18 protein-coding genes are annotated in these 26,823 nt (G+C 48.3%); 12 read left to right on the top strand and 6 right to left on the bottom strand.

Features of this window, described 5'->3' with window-relative positions; translation table 11 throughout:
• Together JW881_06505 and JW881_06510 are read left to right on the top strand one after the other, a co-directional pair.
• On the top strand, positions 1–2,393 hold a 2,393-nt coding region (locus tag JW881_06505; protein ID MBN1697145.1), incomplete at its 5' end, for a T9SS type A sorting domain-containing protein.
• A 138-nt stretch (positions 2,394–2,531) separates the two neighbouring features.
• Entirely contained in the window at positions 2,532–2,888 is a 357-nt protein-coding gene (locus JW881_06510) for a hypothetical protein (protein MBN1697146.1), read from the top strand.
• A gap of 73 nt (positions 2,889–2,961) precedes the next feature.
• Here JW881_06510 and JW881_06515 read toward each other — a convergent pair whose 3' ends face one another.
• Entirely contained in the window at positions 2,962–5,433 is a 2,472-nt protein-coding gene (locus JW881_06515; protein MBN1697147.1) for an EAL domain-containing protein, read from the bottom strand.
• A 153-nt stretch (positions 5,434–5,586) separates the two neighbouring features.
• Between JW881_06515 and JW881_06520 the strand changes: the two genes are divergently transcribed.
• The 6 genes from JW881_06520 to JW881_06545 all read left to right on the top strand — a co-directional run bounded on the left by JW881_06520 (position 5,587) and on the right by JW881_06545 (position 15,778).
• The gene (locus JW881_06520; GenBank protein MBN1697148.1) at positions 5,587–6,540 is read left to right on the top strand and encodes a hypothetical protein; all 954 of its coding nucleotides are present in this window, start codon (positions 5,587–5,589) and stop codon (positions 6,538–6,540) included.
• Between the two features lie 185 nt (positions 6,541–6,725).
• Positions 6,726–8,090: a glucose-6-phosphate dehydrogenase gene (gene zwf, locus JW881_06525; protein MBN1697149.1), complete on the top strand. Its 1,365-nt coding sequence runs from the start codon at positions 6,726–6,728 to the stop codon at positions 8,088–8,090.
• Between the two features lie 124 nt (positions 8,091–8,214).
• Positions 8,215–9,216: a DUF1573 domain-containing protein gene (locus JW881_06530; GenBank protein ID MBN1697150.1), complete on the top strand. Its 1,002-nt coding sequence runs from the start codon at positions 8,215–8,217 to the stop codon at positions 9,214–9,216.
• A gap of 326 nt (positions 9,217–9,542) precedes the next feature.
• Complete coding sequence (locus tag JW881_06535) at positions 9,543–11,150, top strand: glycoside hydrolase family 6 protein (GenBank protein ID MBN1697151.1); 1,608 nt, start codon at positions 9,543–9,545, stop codon at positions 11,148–11,150.
• Positions 11,151–11,435: 285 nt separating this feature from the next.
• Entirely contained in the window at positions 11,436–12,938 is a 1,503-nt protein-coding gene (locus JW881_06540) for a hypothetical protein (GenBank protein MBN1697152.1), read from the top strand.
• Positions 12,935–15,778, top strand: coding sequence for a tetratricopeptide repeat protein (locus tag JW881_06545; protein MBN1697153.1), 2,844 nt, complete (start codon positions 12,935–12,937; stop codon positions 15,776–15,778). The genes JW881_06540 and JW881_06545 overlap by 4 nt, the downstream gene beginning before the upstream one ends.
• A gap of 24 nt (positions 15,779–15,802) precedes the next feature.
• On the opposite strand, the gene JW881_06550 is transcribed toward JW881_06545, so the two are convergent.
• Positions 15,803–16,999 carry a D-alanyl-D-alanine carboxypeptidase gene (locus tag JW881_06550; GenBank protein MBN1697154.1) on the bottom strand — a complete coding sequence of 399 codons (1,197 nt, stop codon included), beginning with the start codon at positions 16,997–16,999 and terminating at the stop codon, positions 15,803–15,805.
• Positions 17,000–17,231: 232 nt separating this feature from the next.
• Here JW881_06550 and JW881_06555 point away from each other — a divergent pair, with 232 nt between their 5' ends.
• The gene (locus JW881_06555) at positions 17,232–18,455 is read left to right on the top strand and encodes an LL-diaminopimelate aminotransferase (GenBank protein ID MBN1697155.1); all 1,224 of its coding nucleotides are present in this window, start codon (positions 17,232–17,234) and stop codon (positions 18,453–18,455) included.
• 32 nt (positions 18,456–18,487) lie between these two features.
• Here JW881_06555 and JW881_06560 read toward each other — a convergent pair whose 3' ends face one another.
• Entirely contained in the window at positions 18,488–19,657 is a 1,170-nt protein-coding gene (locus tag JW881_06560; GenBank protein ID MBN1697156.1) for a cyclic nucleotide-binding domain-containing protein, read from the bottom strand.
• 410 nt (positions 19,658–20,067) lie between these two features.
• Here JW881_06560 and JW881_06565 point away from each other — a divergent pair, with 410 nt between their 5' ends.
• The 3 genes from JW881_06565 (at position 20,068) to JW881_06575 (ending at position 23,411) form a co-directional block, all read left to right on the top strand.
• Complete coding sequence (locus JW881_06565) at positions 20,068–21,354, top strand: cyclic nucleotide-binding domain-containing protein (protein MBN1697157.1); 1,287 nt, start codon at positions 20,068–20,070, stop codon at positions 21,352–21,354.
• A gap of 138 nt (positions 21,355–21,492) precedes the next feature.
• Positions 21,493–22,038, top strand: coding sequence for an SIS domain-containing protein (locus tag JW881_06570; GenBank protein MBN1697158.1), 546 nt, complete (start codon positions 21,493–21,495; stop codon positions 22,036–22,038).
• A gap of 332 nt (positions 22,039–22,370) precedes the next feature.
• On the top strand, positions 22,371–23,411 hold the full coding sequence (locus JW881_06575; protein ID MBN1697159.1) for a protein-L-isoaspartate O-methyltransferase: 1,041 nt from the start codon (positions 22,371–22,373) through the stop codon (positions 23,409–23,411).
• Between the two features lie 193 nt (positions 23,412–23,604).
• Here JW881_06575 and JW881_06580 read toward each other — a convergent pair whose 3' ends face one another.
• The 3 genes from JW881_06580 to JW881_06590 all read right to left on the bottom strand — a co-directional run bounded on the left by JW881_06580 (position 23,605) and on the right by JW881_06590 (position 26,676).
• Positions 23,605–24,198, bottom strand: a complete 594-nt coding sequence (locus JW881_06580) for a hypothetical protein (protein MBN1697160.1) — start codon at positions 24,196–24,198, stop codon at positions 23,605–23,607.
• A 38-nt stretch (positions 24,199–24,236) separates the two neighbouring features.
• Positions 24,237–25,337, bottom strand: coding sequence for a hypothetical protein (locus tag JW881_06585; GenBank protein MBN1697161.1), 1,101 nt, complete (start codon positions 25,335–25,337; stop codon positions 24,237–24,239).
• A 124-nt stretch (positions 25,338–25,461) separates the two neighbouring features.
• Positions 25,462–26,676 carry a 6-phosphofructokinase gene (locus JW881_06590; GenBank protein MBN1697162.1) on the bottom strand — a complete coding sequence of 405 codons (1,215 nt, stop codon included), beginning with the start codon at positions 26,674–26,676 and terminating at the stop codon, positions 25,462–25,464.
• Positions 26,677–26,823 lie beyond the last annotated feature (147 nt).

Below are 26,823 nucleotides of genomic sequence, written 5' to 3' on the forward strand. Positions count from 1 at the left end.
ACCTTACCATACAGCTTAATGCGTCACTCGACGCGGGTGCATACGATCTGGCGGTGACGGGGACGTTTACCAACAATGGGACGCTCTACCGTGAGGCCGGAGGCAGCGTGAGTCAAATCGACGCGGGGGCGGGGATAACTGAATACCGTACGGCGGACGGAGCGATCCAGGATTACGGGAGTCCGGGTGTGGACTACAGTAACCTGAGGATCAACGGAGTTGCTGCGACGCTCGGGAGCGATCTTGAGGTATCGGGCAACCTTGTTTTTGCAGGCGGCGGGACGCTCGGAATCGGCGGCAACACGCTGTCCGTGGGTGGAGACATAAGCGGGACGGGAACGCTTGCCGGGGGGGCGGGAAGCGTGTCCGTAACCGGGAGCATGACGGTATCGGCGTATTCGGGGACGAGCGGGACGACGACGGTCGGGAACGACTGGGGCGTTGCGGCGTACACGCACAATGACGGGACGGTGGTGTTCGACGGGACGGGGAACCTGGGAACAGGGACGTTCTACGATCTCGAGAACGCAAGCGGGACGAGGACGCTGACCGGCGCGGTGGCGGTCGAAAACGGCCTCACGATAACGGGGGGGACGATAGACGCGGACGGAAACTCGATCGATGTAAGCGGGAACTGGACGAACGATGCCGGTGCAACCGGGTTCACGCACGGGAACAACATGGTGAGTTTTACGGATGCGGGAAAGACGTCCGTGATCACGGGAGGCACGACCTTCTACGATTTCACCTGTACTGCTGCGGGGAAAACAATTCAGTTTGAAGAAGGGGCGGCACAGGCGCAAACGGTGGAGCATACCTTTACCATTCAGGGGACGTCGGGGGGAGGAAACGCGGTGACGCTTGCGCGGTCGGGTTCGACGACGCAGTGGTATATCAATGTCGGCACATCGAGCAGCATCGAGTATGTCGCCGTTTCGTACAGTAACGCGAGCGGGGGAATACAGATCGACGCGTATCACAGCACGAATAACGGCAACAACACCAACTGGAACTTTATCAATGACGTGTCGATTGTTACCCGCCAGACAATCGATTCAGATGCCGACGGATTCATCGACAGAATCCGTATCGTGACGGACAGGGATATTAATGACGTTTTCGACGGACTGACAATGACCGTCAGCGGCTATACGTTGAATACGATAACGCCTTTCGAGACCGGGGGCGGTTCGAGGGACAGCGAATTTTTTATCAATCTGGTTGAACGGGATACCCCGGATACCGGCGCGACCCCCGGCATTCGTGTGACATATAACGACAGCCTCATGGACGACCTGACGGAATCGGTGTATCTCGCAATCGATGCCTTCCCGACCCCCGCGGACGACAATGCCGCCCCGATCCTCCTGTACACCCTTGCCGCGGCGGGCGGCTCCAATATGTACATCCGGTTTTCGGAGTACGTGTACGGCAATGCCACGATGTCGGCCTTAATCGATGAAAACGATTTTAATTATGCAGCGGGGACGGGCATTACGCCCCTGACGCAGTCGGGTTCCGGGGTATCGGACTGCTTTTTGAGGGTCGGGGCCGCCTTTACCGAAGACGAGATAGCGGGCGATACATTCAACGCGCTGGCGGGCTCTATTTTCGATCAGACGGGAACGCTGACGGTCGGAACGGCGGTCCATCCGGTTTCATACCTCGGCCTTGGCGTCATAGCGCCCGCCTGGGCGACAGACGGAACGGACACGATAACGGCTTTCGACGGAACGGAGGGTCTGCCTGATGCGGACATCACCCTTGAAGCGAGCATCCTCGCGCCATCGCTAACCGGTGCGGCTACCAGGATACATTATGACGTGAATGTCCCGTCCTCGTTTAAAAACGGTAACCTCTGGCTGCCGGCATCCATTCCGGTACTCGTTCCTGCGGCCAATACCGAAGCGAGGGACCTTGCCGAGAACAGCGCCGCAGGCGCTTTGCGGGATTATATTGTCCCAGAAAGCGATTCGGAGATCGTGGAGAATGTCCGTGTCGAGTTTATCCTTCAGGTCGGAACGGTCTTCTGCGCGCGCGTCACCTCACCGGATGATCCGCGCACGGTGAGGCCGTGGGCGTTCGAGATAAAGGGGATCACGTGGCAGTCAGATAACGTGACGATCCTCAACAACGTGATCAACCCGGGGAACGGGGACACGACGACCCTCCTCTATAAGCTCGAAAAAAGCGGGATCGTCACGATCATGGTCTTCGATCTCAAGGGTGATATCGTCGATGTCCTCCAGCGGGGGCGGCAGAACCAGGGTGAATATACGGTGACGTGGGACGGAAGAAACAGGGGGAACAGAATCGTGGCTTCGGGGGTCTATTTTATCAAGATCGTCGCGCCCGGCATCGAGGAGATCCGCAAGGTCCTTGTGGTGAAGTAATTGAGACAGTCTTATTGCAGGTTACATGACAATCTCAATTACCTCCGTTATTTTTTTCTTGCAAACGTTGGTATTTACATGTATAATGAGATATTCAAAAAAGTCCGCATATCGATACAAATTACGTAACGGAGGGGAATGATGGGAGAAAGTTCGGGGTATGAACGAAGAAAGGAACAACGGGTCGGCGCCGATAGGCTTCCGGAGAATTTGAGAAAATTTTCCGTCAGTTTCGGGTCCGACGACACGGTGGAATCCGATACCATCGATCTCAGTGTCGGCGGAATCAGTCTGAATGTGCCGGTGAGCGTGAAAGACATCGACGGGTATACCATCACGCTGACGACACTGGACAACAAAATCTCGCTCAAGGAAGAGATACTCGGCATACGCTCGCTGGGCGATTCACGGTCGCGGATCAGTATCATGTTTTCAAGAAACAATTCCTACAAGGAATATTTCCGCGAGATTTTAAGCGCCGTCGCCGTCAATTAAGTTTTTGACAACGGTAAACGTGTAAAATGAAGCGGATGTCCTTGCAGGCTTCCGTATGTTTCTCCCCCTGCCGCTAAAGCCGCTTGTGTTTTAAAAGACTCGTCATCTCATCCGCCGGGACCGGTCTGCCGAAATAATACCCCTGGAAGATATCGCAGCCGAGGTCGCGGAGAAAATCGGACTGGTTTTCGGTCTCGACCCCTTCGGCGATTGTCTTGAGGCCGAGGTTGTGCGCCAGGGTGATGATCGTCCTCACCAGATTGACGTGGTAGGTGTTTGCCGGTATTTCTTCGATAAACGATTTGTCGATCTTCAGATAAGCCAGCGGAAACTTCTGGAGTGTGCTCAGGGAAGAATAACCGGTTCCGAAATCGTCGATGGAAAAACGCGTGCCCTTCTGGACAAGCGCTATTATTTTCTGTATCGCGTTTTCACGGTCTTCCATTATGCACGATTCGGTGATCTCGAGATCGATATCCTTATAGGAAATACCTGCGGTGTCGATGATTCGATTGATAATATCGATGATCCCCTTCTGCCTGAACTGCTTCGGGGAAATATTGATAGCGAGGGAGACCTTTTGTATCCCATCCTGGATCCAATTTTTCTGCTGTTTGCACGCCGCTTCCAGAATGAGTTCCCCCAGGGGAAGAATGAGTCCGGTTTCTTCGGCGAGGGGAATGAAATCGAGGGGATACACAATGGTCCCGTCGAGCATCCATCTGACGAGTGCTTCGACGCAGATAATGGAACCGTTCTTGTCGACAAGGGGCTGATAATGAAGCAGAAAGCTTTCCGGCTTCTTCAAGGCGTTGCGAAGATTGGTGATCGTCTGCATTCGGTGTACCGCTTTTTTCTGCATTGCCTCGGTAAAAAAATGGTAGGTGTCCTTCGTTTTTTTCGCTTCGAGAAGGGCGATATCGGCGTTTTTGATCAGGGTCTCCATATCAAGACCGTCTTTCGGGAACAGTGAAATACCGATACTCACGGTGACGATTATCTGCTGGCCGGCGATGAGGAGGGGTTCCTCCAGGACGTGACGTATTTTCTGGGCCACAAGCGCGGCGTCCGTATAATTGGTGAGGAATGTCAGGATAATAGTGAACTCGTCACTCCCGAGACGGTAAATACTGTCGCTTTCCCTCAGGCAGTTCGTTATGCGTCCGGCGACCCGGATGAGAAGTTCGTCTCCCGTCGTGTGACCCATGGTGTCATTGACCAGTTTGAAGTGATCGAGATCGAGAAAAAGAAGGCCCCTTATGTTTTCTTTTTGCGAGCGTTTTGCGAGGGCGAGTGTTCGCTCGAGGTCGATGTAAAATGATTTGCGGTTCGGGAGCGACGTCAGTGAATCGTGATATGCCAAAAAGGCGAGATTTTCTTCCGCCTTTTTCCTTCCGGTGATGTCGGCCGAAAGTTTGACGAGCCGGTATATCGCACCGTTTTCATCGCGCAGGGGGAAATAATTTTCCCGTATCCATCTGGTACTCCCGTCTTTGCAGGCGATTCTGTATTCGATTTCCTCTCCGTTTTTTATGTCGGGATTTTCAAGCAGCGTCTTTACCTTTTCATAATCTTCCCGGTGAATCGACGAAAGCCATGTTTCCGGGTAAATGTAGAGTGCGGTTCGGGGAATTTTCCATATTTTTTCAACGGCGGGATTGATGTGGAGCAGCTTGTTTTGTCTCGTATCGATGAGCCAGAAAACCTCGCTGATTGTCTCGGAAATCTGTCTGAAGCGTTCGTTTGTCGAATTGAGGGCCCGGAAGGCGATCGTCACTTCTTTCGTCCTGTCGATAAACTGCATGATGACGGAAACCATGATGCAGACAATGGCGACCGTAATCCCGGCCGTGAACCTGGAAAAGTGGATGCCCTGGAACGGATCGAGCATGATATCGCCGTATTGATAGATAATATCGACGATTGCGGCGTAAAAAGCGAAGAAGATACCGATCAGAACGGGTCCCATCGACCGGAAGTCGCGGTGTCTGGCCAAATCGAAAATAGTAAGGATAATACCGTAGACGATAAATATCCCGAGGAGGATATCCCTGACCGTAATGAGACATCCTTCGGCCCCGCGCCCGTAATAAGCTTCCGAAACAAGCCAGCGGGCATTGTGGTGCTTCATTGAGATAAAGCTGTCCGGTCGTATAAAGGCACAAAGAAGAATAACCATGGTGACAAAAATACCGATGACTGAAAGTATCAGGTTGACTCTTTTCCATTTATCCCCCAGATGAAGCAAATAAGCCATGATATAGGGAAGCACGGCAAGAAAAAATGTTCCCCCCAGCTGCTCGATCCGGTGAAACTCCATACCGGGTTCATAAAGGTGAAACCAACCGCCGAAAATCAGGATGAGGGTTTCGCTTCCGACAAAAATAATACCGAAGAAACCGAGAAAAAAAACGGCAATATAGAGTGTTTCCCTTGTTCTGAGATATATATAGAGGAAGAAGATCGTGCCGATGATGAGAATACCCGTGCAAACAGGCGGAAGAAGAAATTGTCCCAATGTAAGGGTTAACTCGAATTCGGGCATTTGATAAAAGGATAAATGGGCGGGTGTTATTTTGTCAAGCCTAAATCTGCATTCAAGCTGTATTTTATCAATTATATTTCTCGAAACCTCGCGGTTTATTGAAACGGTTATATCCGCTTGATTTTTTATGATAGGTCACCTATACTATGAGGAGTGAGTATCCTGAAATGGACATTTACCTGTATTGCGGGTATTATTCTGTTTTTATGCCTGATCGTTACGGTAGTTCTCGTTGCCGTAAGCGGCACCGTCTTGAACGCTGATTTTGTCATCGGCGCATTGGGAAGTATCGATGTATCCGACATGATCGAAAACGCAATACAGCAGGCAGGAAGCGGGGAAATCCCCGATGAGTTGAAGGAGATGCTTGCCCGGATTGACGGCGCTATTCCCAGGGATATACAGCGGGCATTTGAAGAAAAAACAAAAGCACTTGTTAAAAACAGTCTCGGGACTCCCATACGCGCGTTCTATGACTATATACTCGGGAAAACGCAAAACCTCGATGTCGTTGTCCCGCTTAAAAACGTAAAAAGCGAGATCAGGGTACTCGTCTATGATTACCTTGATGTTCTGATCTCCTCCCAGCCGCCCGAATTCAGACAGATCGCGAAAAAAAAAGTCGATATGTGGTGGGATCGCTATGCTTCGCAAATGCCGCAGGCTATAGATATCGGGGCCGTAATCATGAACGGAGACGGTGAGGTTTATCTCGAGACAGTGAGGAGGTATCTTCGATATATACAGCCCGCCCTGACGGTGAGTGTGATTGCAGCCGTCATTATCATCATCCTCATCATCCTTCTGCATAGAAAACCCGGGCTTTCACTCCGTATACCGGGAATCGTCATCCTCTCGGCCGGTCTTTTCTTTCTCCCGATCAACACAATCACATCGGATTTTTTAATGAAAGAGTTTTTCTCTGAAAGAATACCGGAGTATCTTCTTTCGGCCCTCGTTCTCATCATCTCGAAAATACTTCTGAGAGTTCAGATTGAAAGTATTATCGCCATTTGTGTCGGTTCCGTCCTCATCGGTGTCTCGTTTTTTTTGAAACCAAAAGCGGACGAACAACGCCGCCGGCAGACGGCGCCGGAAAACGGTTGACGGGCGGCTTTTCATTTCGTTTATACTCAGCCGATTGACCGCCATCGATGAATCCTCTATAATCGTCAATCATTACGATGAGGAAGCCGATATTTTTCGTGCAATGAGGATAACCGTTCTCTCCGGGTGACGGGGGAATATACGGTGAATACCCGGCTTCCGGTGAAGGAGCGCTGCAGTCTTATATGGGAAATGCGATCGTTCTTTTTGGTGCGACGGGGGATTTGAGCAGACGCAAGATACTTCCCGCACTCTCGACGTTGATCGAACGCGGCAAGCTGCCCCCGGATATCGCCGTTATCGGTGCGGCAACCCGCGAACTCTCTCTGGAAGAATTTTTCGATTATGTGAAAGCGCCGGAAAAAATACGGTCCAATATTGAATATATAAGCGGAAATTTTCTAGAGGAATCCACCTTTCATGCCATCGGGAAACGTCTCGGTGGAAGAGAAAAAGTGATTTTTTACCTCGCGACCCCGCCGTCCTATTATAAACCGATTATAACGGCGCTGGCGAAACATACTATCGCGACGCAAAAAGGTGAGGGTGGATTCAACCGGATTATCATCGAAAAACCCTTTGGTGTGGACCTGCCGACCGCGCGGGAACTCAATGAAACGATTCTTCGTTATTTCGATGAAAACCAAATTTACCGCATCGATCATTATCTTGGTAAGGAATCCGTTCAGAATATTTCCGCGTTCAGGTTTTCAAACGGTATGTTCGAGCCGATCTGGAACAGGAATTACATCGATTATATCACGATTACCGTCGCGGAAAATATCGGGGTGGAAAACAGGGGGAAATACTTCGAGGAAGCCGGCATTTTGCGCGATATCGTGCAAAACCACCTCTTCCAGATACTGGCCCTTATCGCCATGGAACCGCCCGCCGCTTTTACTGCGGATGCGGTGCGGGATGAAAAGGTAAAGGTATTCAAATCCGTGAAGAGGGTCGACATCAAGGAGGTGGTTCGCGGGCAATACAGGGGGTACCGCGAGGAAGAAAATGTCGCCCGGGATTCGACGGTCGAAACATTTGTGTTTGCGAAGCTTTTTGTCGAAAACTGGCGATGGGCCGGGGTTCCCTTTTATATACGTACCGGAAAACGGCTTGAGCAAAAACTGACGGAAGTCGTCATCACCTTCAGACAACCCCCCCTGCGGATGTTCAACGCGATACCGGATGAAGTGTGCGGTATTCCCAACCAGCTCGTTCTTCGGATACAGCCGGAACGATCGATTTCGATCCGGTTCGGCGTCAAAAGACCGGGACAGGGCATGGAGATGATGTCCGTCGATATGCGGTTCAACTATACGGACTACATCACCGGAAAGCCCATCTCCGACTACGAGCGGCTTCTCCTCGATTGTTATCAGGGGGATCTTACCCTTTTCGCGAGGAGCGACGGGGTTGAGGAATGCTGGAAGATTATCGATCCCATCGAGCATGCCTGGCGGGGAGACGCTTCCGATATGGTCGTCTATGAGCCCGGCACATGGGGTCCCGATAGCGATATCCTGTTCGAAAACCAGTGCCATGCGTTTTAACTAAAACCGCCGGTCTTTATCTTCATGACAACGGATCAAAGGGAGATGGGAATACATACGTCTTGAAATAGTTGTCTATATTTGTTATTTTCTGTTGAAAATAAAAACAAGATCGGAGAGGTCTATGACAAGAAAAATCTACTGTTTTACAATCATCGCATTCTGTTTATCCGTCTCGGTCGGATGTGAAAAAAAACCCTTTGACATCAAATTCGAAAAGGAAACTATAGATTTTGGTACCGTAGATGCCGGCGAGAATGTCGAGGCGGTCTTCAGGTTCAAGAATCTGGGTACGGAGACGATCGAAATAAAGCTTGTCCGGCCCACTTGCGGATGCATTATCGCGGGTGACTGGGATCAAACCGTCGAACCGGGTGAAACAGGGAGAATACCGGTGACCTTCAATTCGGGCGTGTACGAGGGTGAAGTAAGAAAGGTCAATTATGTCGATACCAACATACCGGGTCGTGAAAGCATTTCCCTGGTGTTAAAGGGAATTGTCTACAATCCCGTTGTCATCAACCCGAAAACGACCTGGCTTGGCATGATTTTGAATGAGGAAGAGCCCCTTCACGGCAGTTTCCCGATCAAATATAATCTGGATTCTCCGTTTGAGGTAACGGATATCGTTCTTCCGGACGATAAAACGACCGCCTGGATTGAAACCGTAAAGCCGCTTGAAGAGTATATCCTCAAATTCACGGTTCAGCCGCCTTTACAAAAATACGATCCCGTCAGCAGAAAAATTATTCTCAGAATAGGGGGGAAGATAAACAAGGACTATGTGCTTTATTATTCATATCAGGTCCCCCCGCCGATCCAGGTCAATCCAATGGTCGTCGAAGTCGACATGGAAAAAGTCTCAAGCGAACAGATTGAACGCCGAATCAATATCAAGAGCAATATCGAGTCGCCGATCAGTATCATCGACCTCAAATTCGACGGCACGGGAGTCGGCTACTCCGTCGAGGAACTCAGAAAGGATATGTTTTTGCAGATTCCCCTTGTTTTCCCGGTCGGCTTTACCTTTCCCGAAGACAAAAAGATTTTTTATCTGTCGTTCAGGGTTAAAAACGATCCGAGGGATATCCTGTACAAGATCAGGATAGAAGCGTTCCAACGATAAAAAATGCCCGGGCCGGTTTATTCCCGGATTCGGAATGATTTTTGGAATACCCTGGTTGATTTTATGATGATTGTGGGGAAGAAGGTATAACCGTTCGGTACCTGTGGAAATCTTGTATTATTATAGGACAAAAGCCCTAGGGTGATATGGGGAAATGGCTGATTTACATGTTTTTAATAGTGTTATAAGATGGGCCATGGTAAGAGTATACCCTGTTTCATTATTCAGTTCATATTTTTAGACGATAAAACGATGAGCTTTATGACGAAAAAGGTATATGATTAACTAAACGTAAATGATTTCTAATAAAAAAAAGGAGTAATCTAATGAAAAAAGAAAGCGTATGTGGGAAAGGAATCCGGGTGAGTCTCCTTGTCCTGGGTCTCCTTTTTATCACAGCACTGGCTGGTTTCAGCCAAAGTTTGGGTGATGTCAATAATGACGGAAGTATTTCCATCACGGATGCCCTGAGAGTGGCCCAGTATTATGTCGGGTCGAATCCCTCACCGTTTTACACCAGTGCAGCGGACGTTGACGGTAACGGAAGCATTACGATTACCGATGCGCTTCTGATTGCACAGTATTACGTGGGGATTATCACCCAGTTCCCGGGTCAGGGACAGACCAATCCTCCGACGGTAACCAACCCGCCGACAGTGACCAACCCGCCGGCAACCAACCCGCCGACAGTGACCAATCCTCCGGGAGAAGCACGCGTCAGCAATCCATGGTCAGGCTCGACATGGTATGTCGATCCGATCTGGTCTGAAAAAGCGAGAAACGGCGGTGGTTCTGCAATCGCGAACCAGCCCACCTGTGTCTGGATGGACAGAATCGGTGCGATTACCGACGGTATCGGACTCCGGGGCCACCTGGACAATTGTGTGTCACAGGGCGCCAACCTGATCCTGGTATCGGTCTATGACGCGCCGAACCGTGACTGTTCCGCATCGGCATCCAATGGCGAGCTTCTTGTCGCAAACGGCGACATCGCGCGGTACCGGACGGAATACATCGACCCGATCGTCGCGATCATGGGCGATCCCGCCTACCGCGGCATCAGGATCTGCTGTATCCTCGAACAGGACTCCCTCGCCAACCTGATTACGAATCTCGACATTTCATTATGTTCGGAAGCGAACGGAACCGGCGGGTATGTCGACGCGATCACCTATGCGACCAACCAGCTCAGGACACTTCCCAACACCTATATTCATTTGAGTTTCGAGCATTCCGGCTGGCTCGGCTGGAGCGACAATTTCGGGCCTTTCGCCGACCTCGTCGCGAGAGTCGCGAGGGGAACGAACGACGGCCTCAACAGCTATTCAGGTTTCATCACCAACCCGTGTAACTATACGCCGAACGAGGAACCCTACCTGACCAATCCCGATCAGCAGGTCGGCGGCCAGGCGATCAAATCGGCCACCTTCTATGAATGGAATCCCTACTTCGACGAACTCGACTTTGGACGCGATATGCTCGCACAGCTTAAAAACAGGGGCTTCCCGAGCACCATCTATCTCTGTATCGATACTTCCCGTAACGGATGGGGCGGTTCGCAGCGGCCGACACGGGTGAGCAGCTCGAGCGATCTCAATACCTACGTCAATGAATCACGCGTGGACAGACGTCTCCACCGCGGTAACTGGTGTAACCAGGCGAGCGGACTCGGTGAACGGCCGCGCGCCAATCCGACATCCGGCGTCGCCGCGTATGTCTGGGTCAAGCCTCCGGGGGAATCGGACGGTATCAGCGCTCCGGGCGCCCAGGACCCGAACGATCCGGCCAAGACACACGACCAGATGTGCAGCCCCACCGGGACAAACGAATGGGGAAATGTCGGTACCGGCGCTATGGAAGGCGCACCCCATGCGGGCCGCTGGTTCCAGGCGCAGTTTGACGTTCTTCTCCAGAACGCCTATCCGCCGCTGTAAGAAGCGGACAGGACGGGATATAGGGGAAAAGCGGACGGGTAGATACCTCCGTCAAAGACGGAAGGATCCGTTTAAACCCTCATAACCTGAACGAGTAATGACACCGGGCCGGTCCCGTGAAAAGGGATCCGCCCGGTTTTTTTGTGCCTCCGTCTGGATGTCCACCCGGAAAAGACCTTTCGGTACTCCGGATATGGAACCGGTTCGATCGGAAAATATTTTCTTCCTGTGTAAAGTCCGGGTTAATCATCGTTTCACAATGCCGATAATAGAAAATGAATATATATGAAGCCATTTCTCTTTATGATATTGCGAGTATGTCTCATCGGTGTTCTCTCCATCGAAACGCTTTTCCCGCTTGAATCCGGGATAACGATCGGCAGGGAAGACGGCTGGAAGGATATAATCAGCTTCGAGTCCGTTACAAAAAAAAGGGGACGGTGGGGTGATCTGGATCTGGTTCTCGCGGACGCCGGGGCCTCTGCCCGGGAACAGACCGATCTGATGATCAATTTTGATTCGCATAATTTCACGGATGAAAGCGCCCATTATTATATCGGGGGGGAGATGAAACTCGTCTCCGAAGTAGAGACGGCTTTTGGAAAAGGAAGCGGTCTTTTTGACGGAGACATAAACACACTGACAATCACGCCCCGGAATGACGCCCTTTTTAGTCCGGGAATCTGGTGGACCGATGTTACCATCTCTTTCTGGCTTTATCCGGTCACCCTGGGAAACGGGGAGGTGGTTTTTTCTTGGGACGGGGTAAGGACCGCCGGTGAAGGAGTGCTGCATCAGGCCCTTTCCTGCACGTTCCGGAATCGGCGGCTTCTCTGGAATTTTACGAATTTCTTTGTGCCGCCTGACCGGAAAGGGTATTCAATGAAATTGTACGGGATAACACCCCTGCTTCCCCGCCGTTGGCATCATCATATGGTGCGATTCGACAGCAGAAGCGGCTTACTCGAATATTGTGTCGACGGGATTCCCGAAGCGATCGAGTACGCGACAACGGACAACTCGGACGGAGGGACGATTTGTCTTCCGGTTATCGGCAATATTCTGTCCGGCAACCTTGAAGTGGGAAAGCAGTATACCGGTCTCCTCGATGAGTTTCTTATCGAGAAAGCGTTTACGGAAAAACCGGTCTTGAGACGATATGAAGGGATTTCGGGACGGGTGACGAGCGGCGTTTTCGATCTCGGGTATACGGGCACACGGATAACCTGTATCGATGCCGTTTACGCGACTCCGGATGCAACCGATTTATACTTTTACTATCGAACGGCCGATACCCTTTTTACATACACGTCTCTGGAAAGTGAGTGGGTTCAGTTCGAACCCGGTGACGCCTTTAGTGAAGAGGTCAGGGGAAAATATGTGCAGCTTCTTGTCGAATTTTACCCTGACGGCTCGCAAACCCGTTCACCTTCTCTCTCAAGCATCACAATCAGATATGAACCTGATATGCCTCCGCCGCCCCCCGCCGATGTGTATGCGATTGCGGGAAACGGAAAGGTGACGCTTTACTGGAAGCCGGTCAATTTTTATGATATAATGGGCTATGAGATTTATTACGGGAACGCACCGGGCCATTATCATGGAACTGGAAGCAGCGGAGGTGATTCACCAGTGAATGTCGGTAATGTGAACAAGTATGAACTCGACGGACTGGAAAACGGAAAACTCTATTATTTCGCCATTGTCGCGTATGATTCCGCTGAAATTCCGCATAGAAGTATCTTTTCCATTGAAGTGAGCGCGCGGCCGTCCGGTCTTCTGGAATGAAAAATATGACTGTCGAGGAAATCTTCATACGCGTTAAAAGCGCGATGAAGATGGGCGCATACGATCTGGCTGAAACCCTGCTCGAGAAACTGATTAAGGAAAAACCGCAATATTATCTTCCATATGTCTTACTCGGCAATGTGTGCCTCCGTACAGGCAGGCCGGATGAAGCTATTGAACAATTCGGCAAAGCCGTTCGATTGAAGACAGACAACCCCGATGTTTACAACAATATGGGAATCGCGTTGAAAGAAAGCTCAAGATATGCGGAAGCCCTTTCCAATCTGGACCGGGCATTACGGCTTGCGAAGGACCGCGCGGACATTCTCTATAATATCGGGAATGTGTACAGGGAAACAGGGGAGTATGATAAGGCTGTCGAATTCTTCAAGAAAGCGATTGAACGGGATCAATCCTTTGTCCTCACGTACAATAATATGGGCACGATACTCGAACGACAGGGGAAATATGACGAGGCACTCGATATTTACCTGAAAGGGCTGCGTTATGATGTCAACAATCCGCTTTTGAACTATAATATCGGTATCATCCTGGAGAACAGGGGAGCGTATGAAAAAGCGAAAAGCCATTTCGAACTGGCATTGAAATCCCGTCCGGGCTGGACCGACGCATTGAACAATCTGGGTGTCGTACTCGGTAAAATGGGACGTCATGAGGATTCGTGCGCGGTTTTCAAAGAGGTATTGAGGATTCAGCCTGAAAATGTGAAAGCGATCAACAATCTCGGTATCGAGTATGGAAAACTCGAGGAAATTGAAAAAGCAACAGCATGTTACCGAAAAGCCCGGGATATCAATCCGGAATACCATCGTGCAAGCATGAATCTGGGGATTCTTCTTGCGAATCAGGGGTACTATGACGAAGCGCTTGACGAGATGGAAAAACTTCTTCTGATAAATCCCGATGATCATGACGCGCGTTTTCGTATGGCCACCATCCTTTTCTCACTCAAACGATACAGGGCGGCCGAGAGGGAATTCCTTCACATTCTTAAAAAAAAACCGGACCATCCGGAAACCCTCAGGGCACTGGGAAATCTCTATCTCAGAAGCGACAGGGAGGAAGAGGCAAAAGAATATTATGCAAAACTCGAGAAAATCGATCCCGAACGGAAAGCGTTTCATTTCGATATGGCCGTGGTTTTGAATGAAAGAAACGAGATTGAAAAATCACAGGAGGAGACAAAAAAATACCTGAAACGGCATCCGGAAGATACTGACGCGCGGTCGCTGCTTGGTGAGTTATATTACAAGCAGGGCGATCTGAAGCAGGCTTCCGAATTGCTTGCCGGGATCGTCACTGAAAAACCCCGGTCGGTAGAGCCGTATTATTACCTGGCAAAAACCTACAGGAATATGGGAGATCCGGAGAAGGCGATCGAAGTGGTCGGCGAGCTTATTACGATACAGGGGAAAAGGGGTTCGGTAATCGATCTCAGTAATCTTTCGGAGACACTCGCGTTGTACGAAGAAGCGACAAACGAATATGAGAAAAAGTTTATTAAGGGGCTTTATAATGACAGCGCACACCTTCGGGATTTCGGGCTTGATGAGAGTGATTCCGACAGTTCGATCGATGAATCGGATTCAGTATACAGCCCCCTGGACGCCGCAAAATTATTGAAATCCGGCACCGGAGAAGACTTTATTCCGGTGAAAGAAGAGGAAGAGCGTATAACTATCGTCGACGGGACCGATATCGAAGATACTTATGTCGAAATCCGGGATGAGGAGCCGCCCCCTTATACGGATCTTCTCAAAAATGAAGAACTTTATGAAAACATAGAAAAAATCAAATCCCGGCAGGAAAAACAGGAAGAAATTCTTAAAAGTTTGAAACATACGGAAATCCGCAAAGAATCACCGCCCGGCTTCAATGAAGAAAAGGATGACGTAAAGCCGGAGAAAGAGAAAAACAGGGAGAAAAAAACGGAAATAAAGCCCCTTGCTGTTCTCCCGGCTAAAGATCATGTACTCCCCATTGGCGACGGGCGTGAGGAAACATTCAGAAAGTTGTCCGAGAGTATAGAAAACCTCACCGAAACACTCAAATCGTCAAAAAGCCGGTTTATCCCGATCCCGGTATTTTCTCCGGGTTCTCAAAATTCTTTCGATAACATGGGAAGACCCGGTCCGCATGCATTCCGTGTACGGGGAAAAAAACGACGGAAGAAAAAGAAGGAAAAACCGAAATCACTCAGAGACGAACTGCGTGGTTATATACAAAAGGTAAGAAGCAAACTCGACGAAGAAAATACCATTTTACTTCCGGAGGACGAGAAAAAAAGGCAAGATATCAAAAAACTGGTGGACGCGCTTACACATCGGCCGGATTTTCCGGAGCGAACGGACGGGACGGAAGAAGCGGTAAAAGATATCGATGACGTGGATAAAGCCGGAATTGATACCGGCGATCGCGACGATATGGTTCCAAACAATGAAAAATCTGAAACGGAGAAGAAGGAAACGGATGAAGATGATGGTGCAGCGGAAACGGAAGAAAACCGGCTTTCTCCCGTTTCCGTTGAAACAACGCCGGACGAATTTCTGAACACGGATCTGGATGAAAAGATTACGGTCGGGGAAGAAGAAGAGATTGTCATTGAAGAAACAAAGGACGCAGATCAATATTACCCGCCGTCGGCCGGGGATAAATCCTTCAAACCGCGCATCAGGGCGACAAAAACCCCGTTTGCCAGATCGATGATTATCGGTATGCTCCGGTTTTTCCGGAAATTGATCGTTTTATTACCGTTTCCGGGTTTCAAAAAAAACCTCGATGAAAAAATAAACGATACAATGAATCGGATACGGAAATGATACGCGACGACAGGGTGTCCGCTGTTATACAGTCCGCTTTTTTCCGAGCATGACGACAATCGTTACACAGAACACGATGAAGCAAGACAGTGCGATAACAGCCGCATAAAAGGGGAGAATATCTTCCCGTAATATATCGTGTGTCGAAATATCCGGGTAAACGGGATATTCATCCTTTAACTCTATGCCCGCAATCACGAGGCTTCCGGCCTTTCTGTGTTTATCCAGATGCCATGGATCGTAATAATCGGGTTTGAAGAATACCGTGAGCGGCTCACCATGCATATAACACAAGACCGGCTCCCGAACGCGATAGGTAACGATTCTTGTCTTTACGGGACCGAACCACGGGAAAATGCGAAATGAATACGGAATGATTTTTACGCAATCGCCGGGATTAAGAATCGGTATTTTTTTTGCTTTATAACTGTAGGCAATCAATGAGGACATATCGTCGAAGACGACGGTATCTCCATAATCATAGACGGAGTCCAGGATAATACCGATGATACGCCTTTTGTCTCTTTCATAGAGGGCAAGCAGGCACCTGCCCGCTTCCGATGTCCAGCCCGTTTTCCCTCCGGTGCATCCCTCAAATCCGACGAGTTTGTTCCTGTTTTTGATCTGTATGGATGTTTCCGGCGCTATGCCAAGCGAACTCTCTTTTTTCGCCATTGTCTCAAGAATCCATGGATAGTTATACAGGTTCCGGCCGATAATACTCAGATCATATGCGGTCGTGTAGTGATCCGGATCGTGAAGACCGTTCGGGTTCGTAAAGTGAGTTTTACGGAGGTTCAGTTCGGAGGCAAGATCGTTCATCATACCGGCAAATCTTTCGTCATTCCCCCCTGTGTTTTCCGCAATCATCAGTGCGATATCATTCGCGGAAAAGAGAAGAAGTGCATCCATGGCATCCTTTGCCGATATTGTCGTTCCGGGGGAAAGATCGAGCATATATGGAATCGTCTCCCTCGAGTGTGTGGTATAAGAGAGTGCATCTTCGGGTTTTTTTTCACGGGCTAACATCATTGCGGTGACAAGTTTTGTTATGCTTGCCGGATACATGACCCGTTCTATATCTTTCGCATAGATAATTTCATTACTTTCAACATCAACCGAACATGCGCATGCCGCCTTTAATTCAGGTTTTCCGCGGCTTTCCGAAAACAGGTGAGAGGTAATGAGAAAGCAACACAGGAGTATTCCCGCCTTTTTCATTACACATGATATACTACATTTGACCGGTAAAAGTAAAGCCCGTTATAAAAAACCGTAAAAAATATCGGGGATTGACGGATGAGGGGAACAGGGAATATCGCGGGATAATTGACATTCTCATCCAAAATCTCTATTGTTGACTTTCGGTGTCGTGCCGCATCCGAATATACCGGGAATTCTTCGGATGCGGGTTATGCGGTAATCGAGCCGATTTTGATGTGAGGGGCAAATCATGATGACAATCAATGAACATTATCTGAAATTGAAATCTTCATACCTTTTTTCAACAATTGCCAAAAAAGTGGCGGTTTTTCAGGAGAAACATCCGGAGGCGGAAATCATAAAACTCGGTATCGGCGATGTTACCCGGGCTCTTCCACCGGCCTGTGTCGAGGCATTTCGGAATGCGGTGGACGAAATGGGCGACAATGCGACCTTTCGCGGTTACGGTCCCGAGCAGGGGTATCCTTTTCTGAGGGAGAAAATAGCGGAGATGGATTACCGATCGCGAGGTGCCGATATCGAGGCGGATGAAGTGTTCATCAGTGACGGCTCGAAGTGTGATTCGGCGAATATACAGGAAATATTTGCGACCGGGAACAAGATAGGGGTGCCCGATCCGGTATATCCCGTCTATGTCGACACGAACGTCATGGCGGGACGAACCGGATGCATGGAAGACGACAGATATAGCGGACTCAATTATCTCGAATCGACTGAGGAAAATGAGTTTATTCCGGATATACCGGAAGAGAAGCTCGATATCATCTACCTCTGTTTCCCGAACAACCCTACCGGCGCCGTCATATCCGCGGAAAAACTCGAAAAATGGGTCCGCTACGCGAGGGAAAATAAGGCGCTCATACTCTACGATGCGGCGTATGTTTCATTTATACGCGACAAATCCCTGCCCGTCAGTATCTATGAAATCGATGGGGCAAAGGAGGTGGCGATAGAGTTCAGGAGTTTTTCAAAAACAGCAGGATTCACGGGGACGCGGTGCGCATATACGGTCGTTCCAAAAGCGTGTAAGGGCTACGATTCATCCGGTAATCCGCACCCCCTTCATCCCCTTTGGAACAGAAGGCATACAACCAAATTCAACGGCGTTTCGTATCCGGTCCAGCGTGCGGCGGAAGCGGTGTATTCTGAAGAGGGACAAAAACAGGTGAAAGCGCTTGCCGATTATTATCTTGAAAATGCTTATCTTATCCGGGAAGGGATCGGGAATCTGGGATTTACATGTACCGGTGGCGTGAACTCTCCCTATATCTGGGTGAATATACGGGAAGATTCATGGGCTTTTTTTGATCTTCTTCTCGAAAAGGCTCATGTCGTCTGTACGCCGGGAAGCGGTTTCGGCAGGTGCGGCAGGCACTATATCAGGATAAGCGCCTTCAACAACAGGGAAAATGTCGAAAAGGCATTGTCGAACATGACGGGCGTTTTGCGATAATCGGCGCTGAGTGATTACGTGAAATATTCGGGCTAATTTTTGATCGGGATGGCAATGGTAAAGGATGTTCCCTCGAACTCCTTGCTCGATACCGAAAGCACGCCCTCATGCGCGTCAATGATACTCTTGACGATACTCATGCCGAGCCCCGTGCCGCCAGTTTTTGAGAACGAGAAAAAGGGTTCGAATATTTTTTTGAGTACATCGTCGCTCATTCCTTCCCCCGTGTCGCTCACTTCGAAGTAGAGGTATGTATCTTTACTCGATATTTTTATGCAGAACTCGCCGCCGTTTGGCATCGCGTTGGCGGAATTGTTCGCAAGATTGAGAAAAACCCTGAGCATTCTTTCCCGGTCCATGAGAATGGAGTCTTTGAACTCGATATCCGCTTTGATTCTTATTTTCAGTGCGTTGAACTTGTCAGTGATCGAATCGATGAAATGATTGATAAACTCTTCGATATTGACGATCGAGATGGTAAGCCGGATATCGCCTTTGGAAAAATCGAGGAGTTCACTTGCGAGCCGGTTGATTCTGTCCGCTTCCGAAATAATTTTTGCCACGTTCTTTTTTACCTTTTCTTGATCCTGTGGGTTCATCTGGATCATCTCCGCGTATCCCCGCAGGATGGAAAGGGGGTTTTTTATATCATGGAGAATGAGGGATGAAAATTTTCCGAGCGCCGAAAGCCGTTCCGCCCGAAGTAATTCTTCCTGTGTTTCCTTGAGTTCTTTGTTTGTCCGCTCGAGTTCCTTGTTCTGCTCCCGCAGGTTTTCCACATAACTCTCATTGCTTTTTCGAACCATTGAAGTGATGCTTTTTAAAATGGAATGGGCGATTGAGGAGTTCTCCCTTATAATCTTCTGGAAATCCTTTCCGCTTATATAAAGGAGTTGCGTACGCGTTCCCGCGACGATGGTCGCACTCCGGGGTTTGTCGTCGATCAGCGCCATTTCACCGAAAAGGTGGCCCGGACCGTGGACCGCGAGCAATTCGGCTTTCGATGTATTGAAGTCTTTCCATACTTCGACCGCGCCGGAAATGACAATATAAAACCGATTCGCTTTATCCCCTTCAATGAAGACGATATCTCCTGGTTCGAATATCTTTTTATGGCATACATTGATAATTTTTTTGATTTCATTGTCCGTGAGATCCTGAAAAAAATACGCTTTTTTTAAAAATTCAAAATATGTTCCCATAAGCCTCCACCCGCGTCGATAAAAAGATTCAACAGGCCGCCCGACAGACTGTTTTCTGAAATCTTCCGCCGTCAATTAACTGTCACTTGACAAAAAACGCTGCCACCGGTTTCAAGAATTTCAATACGCTTTGCCGGCGGTCTGGTCGCCGTATTTTTTAACCGGAAGCGTTTTTATTACACATCGATTATGTCGATTTCCCCGGATTGTACAATCATGCGGCCGAAAATCCGTGAATTCCTTATTAATATCGGATAAAGTGTGCCATTGCTTGAAAAAAAGAAGGGGCCGGCGGACCGGTTATATTTGTCGGGAGGCATTGCGTACAAAATAATCCGCTATAAAGACCAAAAGCCCCATTTTATATTGACGGATATATATCAATATATTATAGTTAAATCTGTTGGATTATGAATACAATTGCGGTTTTAAATTCGGATGAAAGCCTGAATCATCGAATACTCACCTTTTGTGAAGAGCGGGGAAGCGGTTTCGAACCTGTTTTTTTACGCGATAAACCGCGATGTCTTGAATACCTCAATTATGAATTACCGGAAATCAGTGTGTTCAATTTCATGGATAGATCCATCGATATATATGAGATTATCGATGAGGTCAAGGCGGATCCATGGCTTCATTATGGCGGCATTATCGGTATATATGAAGCGGAAAAAGAAAAAGAAGTCCATATCAAGGTCAAGGGGACGAATATCGTCAGTCTTATACAAAACACGAGATTCGATTTCAGTTTCCCGAGGGTGCTTCGGATTCTCAAACAAAACCGCCAGATGCTGTTTCAACGGCATATTCAGAATCAGTTTCTCAAGAATATTTCCGGTTCATTTATTATCGATAATGATCCCTTTGACGTGGTAACCTATTCCCACCTCATTTCAAATTACCTCTTCAATTCCAATTATATCAATCAGGAGAAAAAGGAGAGTCTGAATGTCGCCCTTACGGAACTGCTTATCAATGCGATCGAACACGGAAATTGCAAGATTTCGTTTCGCGAGAAAAGCGAATGGTTGAATGCGGGAAAAGATATTTTTGAACTTATACGGCAGAAGAACAGAGACCCCCAGATAAACAAAAAGAAGGTTTATTTCGAATACAAACTCACGCCGCAGGAATCTTCGTTTTATATAAAAGATGAAGGGGATGGTTTTGACTGGAGGGAGAGAAAGAAGAAGATGGAATCTTCCGATCCCCTTGAACTCCATGGGCGGGGAATCATGATGGCTGAGATTTATATTAATGAACTCATCTATAATGAAAAAGGTAATGAAGTGAGATTCAAGCTTGCTCATCAACCGCTTGCAAGCAATGTATTGCCTCATGCATTTACAGAGGAAGAAGAAATTGTGTTTCAGCATGGCGATATCGTCTTCCAGGAAGGTGAGGAATCCAATTTTCTCTATTATATAGTGGCCGGTAAACTGAATATTATCGCGAACGGAAAGGTTATATCATACCTGACGCCTGATGATATCTTTCTGGGAGAAATGTCGTTTCTTCTCAACAACAGGCGTTCGGCGAGTGTAAGATCCGAAGGGAAAAGTGTGCTGTTAAAAATATCGAAAGAAGCCTTTCTCAATGCAATAAAGAAGAACCCCCACTACGGTATTTTTCTCGCCAGGCTTCTTGCACAACGGATAAACCGGCTGAATCAACAATCCTCGAGAATAATATCCTGAAGTGATATTTCTTTGAGGATGTCGTCTCCGAACATTACCTCCTCAGGGACACTGTCCTTCAGTTTTTTGCTGACAGCAAAATAAAAAAATCACACGGGATATGCCTGAAATATTGCCCGATAGAAAAGAGGTGACCACATGGCGGATCGAGAACGAATAAAAAGTGAAGGCCTCTCACTTCTTGCCAGTATTGGAAATACACTTGAAAAAGTCGACTGGAATCTGTTTATCATGCTTGCCAATATGTTGTCTCGTGTAAAACATACCTTTGTTACCGGAGCGGGAAGAAGCGGTCTGGTGGCGAGAAGTTTTGGGATGAGACTGATGCATGCCGGTCTTACCGCGTTTATTCCGGGTGAAACGATGACACCCGCGGCCGATAAAGGGGATCTTCTTGTCGCGATAAGCTGTACGGGAAAAACGGGGTATACCGACTATATCACCAGGAGGGCAAAAGAATTGGGAGCGAAGGTGGTGCTTATCACCGCCTCGAATGATTCTCCGTTGTCCATGGTGGCGGATAAAGTGATACCAATCCCCGTCGATGAAGCGGATATTGTCCTCCGGGCGGCTATTTTCGAACATACGGTGAGTCTTTGCCTCGATGCCCTTTTTAATGTTCTGTCACGGAAATTAAAACTGGATCTCGATGCTTTTCGAAAACGGCACGCGAACCTGGAGTGATAGAGTGTTGGTATTGTCTGCCTCGTGTCTTCCCGGGCAGTTCGGTGAGACAAAACGTTGACATCGTTTTTATATATCGCTATACTTGCCGTATGAGATGAAGATACGGCCAAATGGAGAATACGGCAGTTGCTCTTTTTCCCTTGTCCGGCCGGACGGTCAAAGCCCGGGGAAGAGAAAATAAACCCCGGGTGGATATGAGTGATAGATAAAAGAAAGTGAGTTATTGAGCAAAAATGGAGAATCATGATATTTTATCGTGTCATTCCTGCGGTGTGGATGTTGATCACTCCGGACATTTGTGTGATGAATGTTCGAAGACGGTTCATGGAATGGTGAATGAAAAAAAGAAAACCCGGAAGCACGGTATCAATGGCACCACGGAAGAAGGTACCGCGATATGGGTAGTAAGCTATCTTCTTGTCGGTATCATCGGGGGATTGATCGGATATATTTCTTTTGGGGCGATTCATCCGGCGGTCGCCCAGACGGCCCCCCCGGTTCCGCTTGAAGAATCGTTCGAGTGGGAGGAATATGCCGGAAAACAGGACAAAGAAGAGGATATCCCGTCTATTGATATATTCCAGCGTACCGACCATCCTCCTATGGAAAATAAGGAGGAATACGTACAATGGATGCTTCAACATACGAATGAAAAAGAGAAATTCATTTCCTGGCGATGGGATTGTCTGCAGGATCTTTTATCCTGGCACAGTATTACGGATCCACGGGTTAAAGAAGCTTTTTTGAGAACTCCACGTGAAAATTTTATCCGCCAGCGGAATATACACAGAGCCTACGAGCATGCCTATATGCCGATAGGGTATGGAGCGACAATCACGGATCCGTGGATCGTTTCCGTGATGACACAGGCGATCAATCCGTTGCCCCAGCATAAAGTCCTTGAAATCGGTACCGGTTCCGGTTATCAGTCCGCATTACTTTCCGAGCTTTCCAACTATATTTATACGATAGAAATTATCGAAGAGCTGGCTATGGAAACGGACGAACTTTATAAAAAATATGAAAGTGAATATCCCAATTACACAAATATACATCGATTGCATGGCGACGGTTATTACGGATGGCCGCAAAAGGGAAATTTTGACAGGATTATCGTTACCTGTTCAATCGATCATATTCCGCCCCCTCTGCTGCATCAGCTTGAAATAGGAGGTATCATGGTAATCCCGGTCGGACCGCCGTCGGGCCAGAAGCTTCTTAAAATTACCAAACAGCAGGTCGGTGACCAGATTTATTTCGATCGAGAAAACCTTCTTCCCAGAACGGTTCATTTCATCTTTTTCAGGGATGAGTCTGGGAAGCGTTATTCAACCGGTGAGGATGAAGAAGAACCGGAAGCGCAGGAATAAGACGCATATAAAAAAGAAGGCCCGCCGGATTTTCTCAAATAATGAATAAATCTGACAGGCCGTCGCACCCTCATTTAATCTACTGATAATATACTGACTTTTTCCTAAAACGGCGAGCTTTTTTTTAAAAAACTTCCGGTTTGATATTTTTTTCAGGCCGAATACATATGCCTTTTCCTCGAAGAAAGGATCCTCACTCCTTGACGGCTTCTTTTTCTTTTTTCTTTGTCAATTCCTTTATCGCCTGAAAAGAGAGGGCAAGTTCGCTGTCCTCCGGATGTTCTTCGACAAAATTTTCGACAATTAACATTGTCATTGTTGAGAATTCCCTGTTTGCAGAAAGATATTTTTGAATATAGGGGGCCATTTCCAGCGGCGGATGCTCTCCCCATTCAGGATGTTTCTCCGTCACTCCGGCAATTTGCGGCATGAGCCGTTCAAACTTTTCCGCCAGTTCCCAATTCGCGGCCGTCATCGCTTCCGGCGTTTCTGCATTTGTAATTTTACCTTTATACCGTTCGAGTGCGTCGATGATATCAAGAAGAACCCGTTTTTCATATGCGAACACCTCATCATCATTGATAGCCGCCCGGCTGCCGTCTTTTTTTCCCGTACAGGAGCCGGCTGCCGATAGAATAATGACCGCAGATAATATAATAGAAAGACGTCTTGCGAATCCCGATCCGGAGCAACAGTCCCGGATCGAGGCGGATCCGCGGCCGTAGGGCCGGAAGTCCGTTTTCGATGTTTTAATGGTAAACGAAAAGCCCGCTTTAAAAAAGAACATAACAGACTCCTTTTTAGAAAATCGATGTGATGACAGGCCTATAGCCGGTTTACGTTTTTAATGACAAGAAGGCCCGCTGCACCAACCTTGATGAATTGTGTTTCTTCCCACGATGCAAAGATGGTGCCGTTATTGATAAAAAAACCCGTATAGAAAAATCCTTCCGGAAGATCCGGGAGACGTTGTTTATGTTTCAAACCCGATCGCTTGTCGACGGAGAGGAGATGTCCGTCCGGAAGCAAAGCGAAAATCTTTTGTTCATCGCTGAACATATGGATGGTGATAAGTTCGAACAGCCTGCTTTTTATCGATATCGGCGCTTCATGGACAAGACGCCGGATGAGGTTGGTCTGTTTGGATTTGACGAGAAAATGAAATGTCGTCACCCCGGGATCATAGCCGCTTTTATCGATACAGTACCGGCACAATGTTTTCATGTTCTCTTCAACGCCGGCTTCATCGAACCGGACAAAATGATAGGCTTCACGAAAATCATCCCTGGTAATTTTGGTCTCTTTTTTTTCATTCAGATCGTATATCGAATAATCGAATTCCGATTGGGTTTCCGACGATAGTTTCCATTCACAGTAATAGCGGTATGTGTCCGCCGGCAGGAAGGTGACGAGTTCCCATCCCGATTTTTCAATCTGTGTCGGCGACAGAACCGGCTGGATATGACATATGTTCTCCCCCGGAATGAGTTTGATCAAATTCTCGTTTCGTGTCGTAATTGATGCAATGTCAAAAGGGAAAAGCGTCGTATTAAAATAAAGATGGCAAAGAAGCGCTTCTTTTACCGGGATGAGGGAAGTCATGGTTTTATATTTGAAGGTTTCCTCATTGTACAGCGGTGTAGAAACATAGCGGGGATTACCGCTTTCACTCAGCGCGACAAGTCCGTACCCGTTGACGGTAAAAAAAAGCCTTCCGTTAAAAATACTGAAATCGGTGATTCGTTCCTGTATCGTCCACGGCAGGAACGTCCGGTCGTCTGTCGCCTGAGGAAAACGAATCGCCGTCAGTGTCCCTTTACGGAGCCGATACCATCGTGAATCATCATTCATTCTCCCCTTATTGTCCTGAATAATACATGAAAGGATTAATGGAAGAAGAAGTAAAGCGAGTATTCGATTTTTCATTCACGTACCGCGGTCTTTCCTCGATATAACTACATACATATCATTCACCGTTGCTTTCTGCGATGACGATGATTCGAAAAGGCACATTCCGCATGGCCGCGGAATCTCCCGATACCCCATATGATTACATATGTCTGTCAATCCTGCCGCTGCATTCCTTGAAAGCCGGTGAATACGTTACGGGCTTTCTTCCGAAACAGACATCGAGCTGCTCGTAGAACGCAATTGTCGAGAGATTTACCGTCCGCTGTACGATCGCCTCTTTTGTCGGCATATACCGGATCTCTCCCTCATGAACATTGACGACGGTCACACCGGTAATATCATTGAGCAGAAGCAGCACCGCAGCCGCGCCCGCTTCCATTCCGAAATTGACGTCAAACGACGATGTACTTCCCGATCTGATAAGATGTCCAGGACGAACATCCCTGATCTCCGGTGTCTCATAAATACCCTTCACGAACATTCCCTGTTGTTTCATGAATTCGGGAATGTCGGGGTCGGCCTTGATCATTTTGGTCAACGTGTCCCTTACATATTTTCCCGCGCCGGCGAGTTTTTTGTGTCCGAATGAATCCAGACCTGCCGATTCATCGACAATATCCGACCCGCTCGCGTCTTTCAGCCCCTCGGCGACAACGATCGAGTAGGTTCCCGCCTTGACATCGCTTGCGGTAATCCGCTGCATGAAATGCTTTTTCATGTGCTGGTAGACGACCGTGAAATCGGTCGGAATTTCCGGGATGAGGATACAGTCCGCATCGGCGCCGATACCGCCCCTGAATGCGGTGTGTCCCGCATAACGGCCGAAAACTTCTATGACCATGATTCTGTTATGGGTTTGCCCCGTCGTTTTAAGATCGGAGACAAACCTTGAAATTTTATTGATCGCCGAATCCGCCCCGACGGAATAGGTTTGAAGATCAAGATCCATGGTTTTCGGGGCGTGGACACATGGAATGCCTTGCTGTGCGAGATCGACAACGACGCTTCCCGTATCGTCTCCGCCGGATATGATAAGGCCGTCGATAGAGAACTTAGCAAGACCCTTTTTGATTCTCTCGTATTTATCCGGGTCTGTAATTTTGGATATTTTTACACGTGAATGTCCCGCTTCCGAACCTGCGATGGCCGACGAAACGGCATCCACCCGCTTTTCCTGAAGTAATACCAGTTTCTCCATATCAACTAGATTATAAAGCCCCGCGTACCCGTTTGGAATGATGTAGGCGTTGATCCCTTTGGAAATCGCCGTTTTGGCGGCACCCTTGACAACGGCATTGAGTCCGCCGCAATCTCCCCCGCTGGTTATAATCCCGATATTCTTTACAGATGCCATGACACAATCTCCTTCTTTGACACGAAATGTTGTTCATTCAATGGTGGATAGTATACGGAAAAGGCGGTCTCTGTCAAGTAAACCGCTGCTTCCGGCGGGGAGGAAAGGTACAAAGAATACGGTGCCCCTTGTCGCTTTCAGATGATA

This window comes from Spirochaetales bacterium, from assembly GCA_016930085.1.
GTDB lineage: Bacteria > Spirochaetota > Spirochaetia > SZUA-6 > JAFGRV01 > JAFGHO01.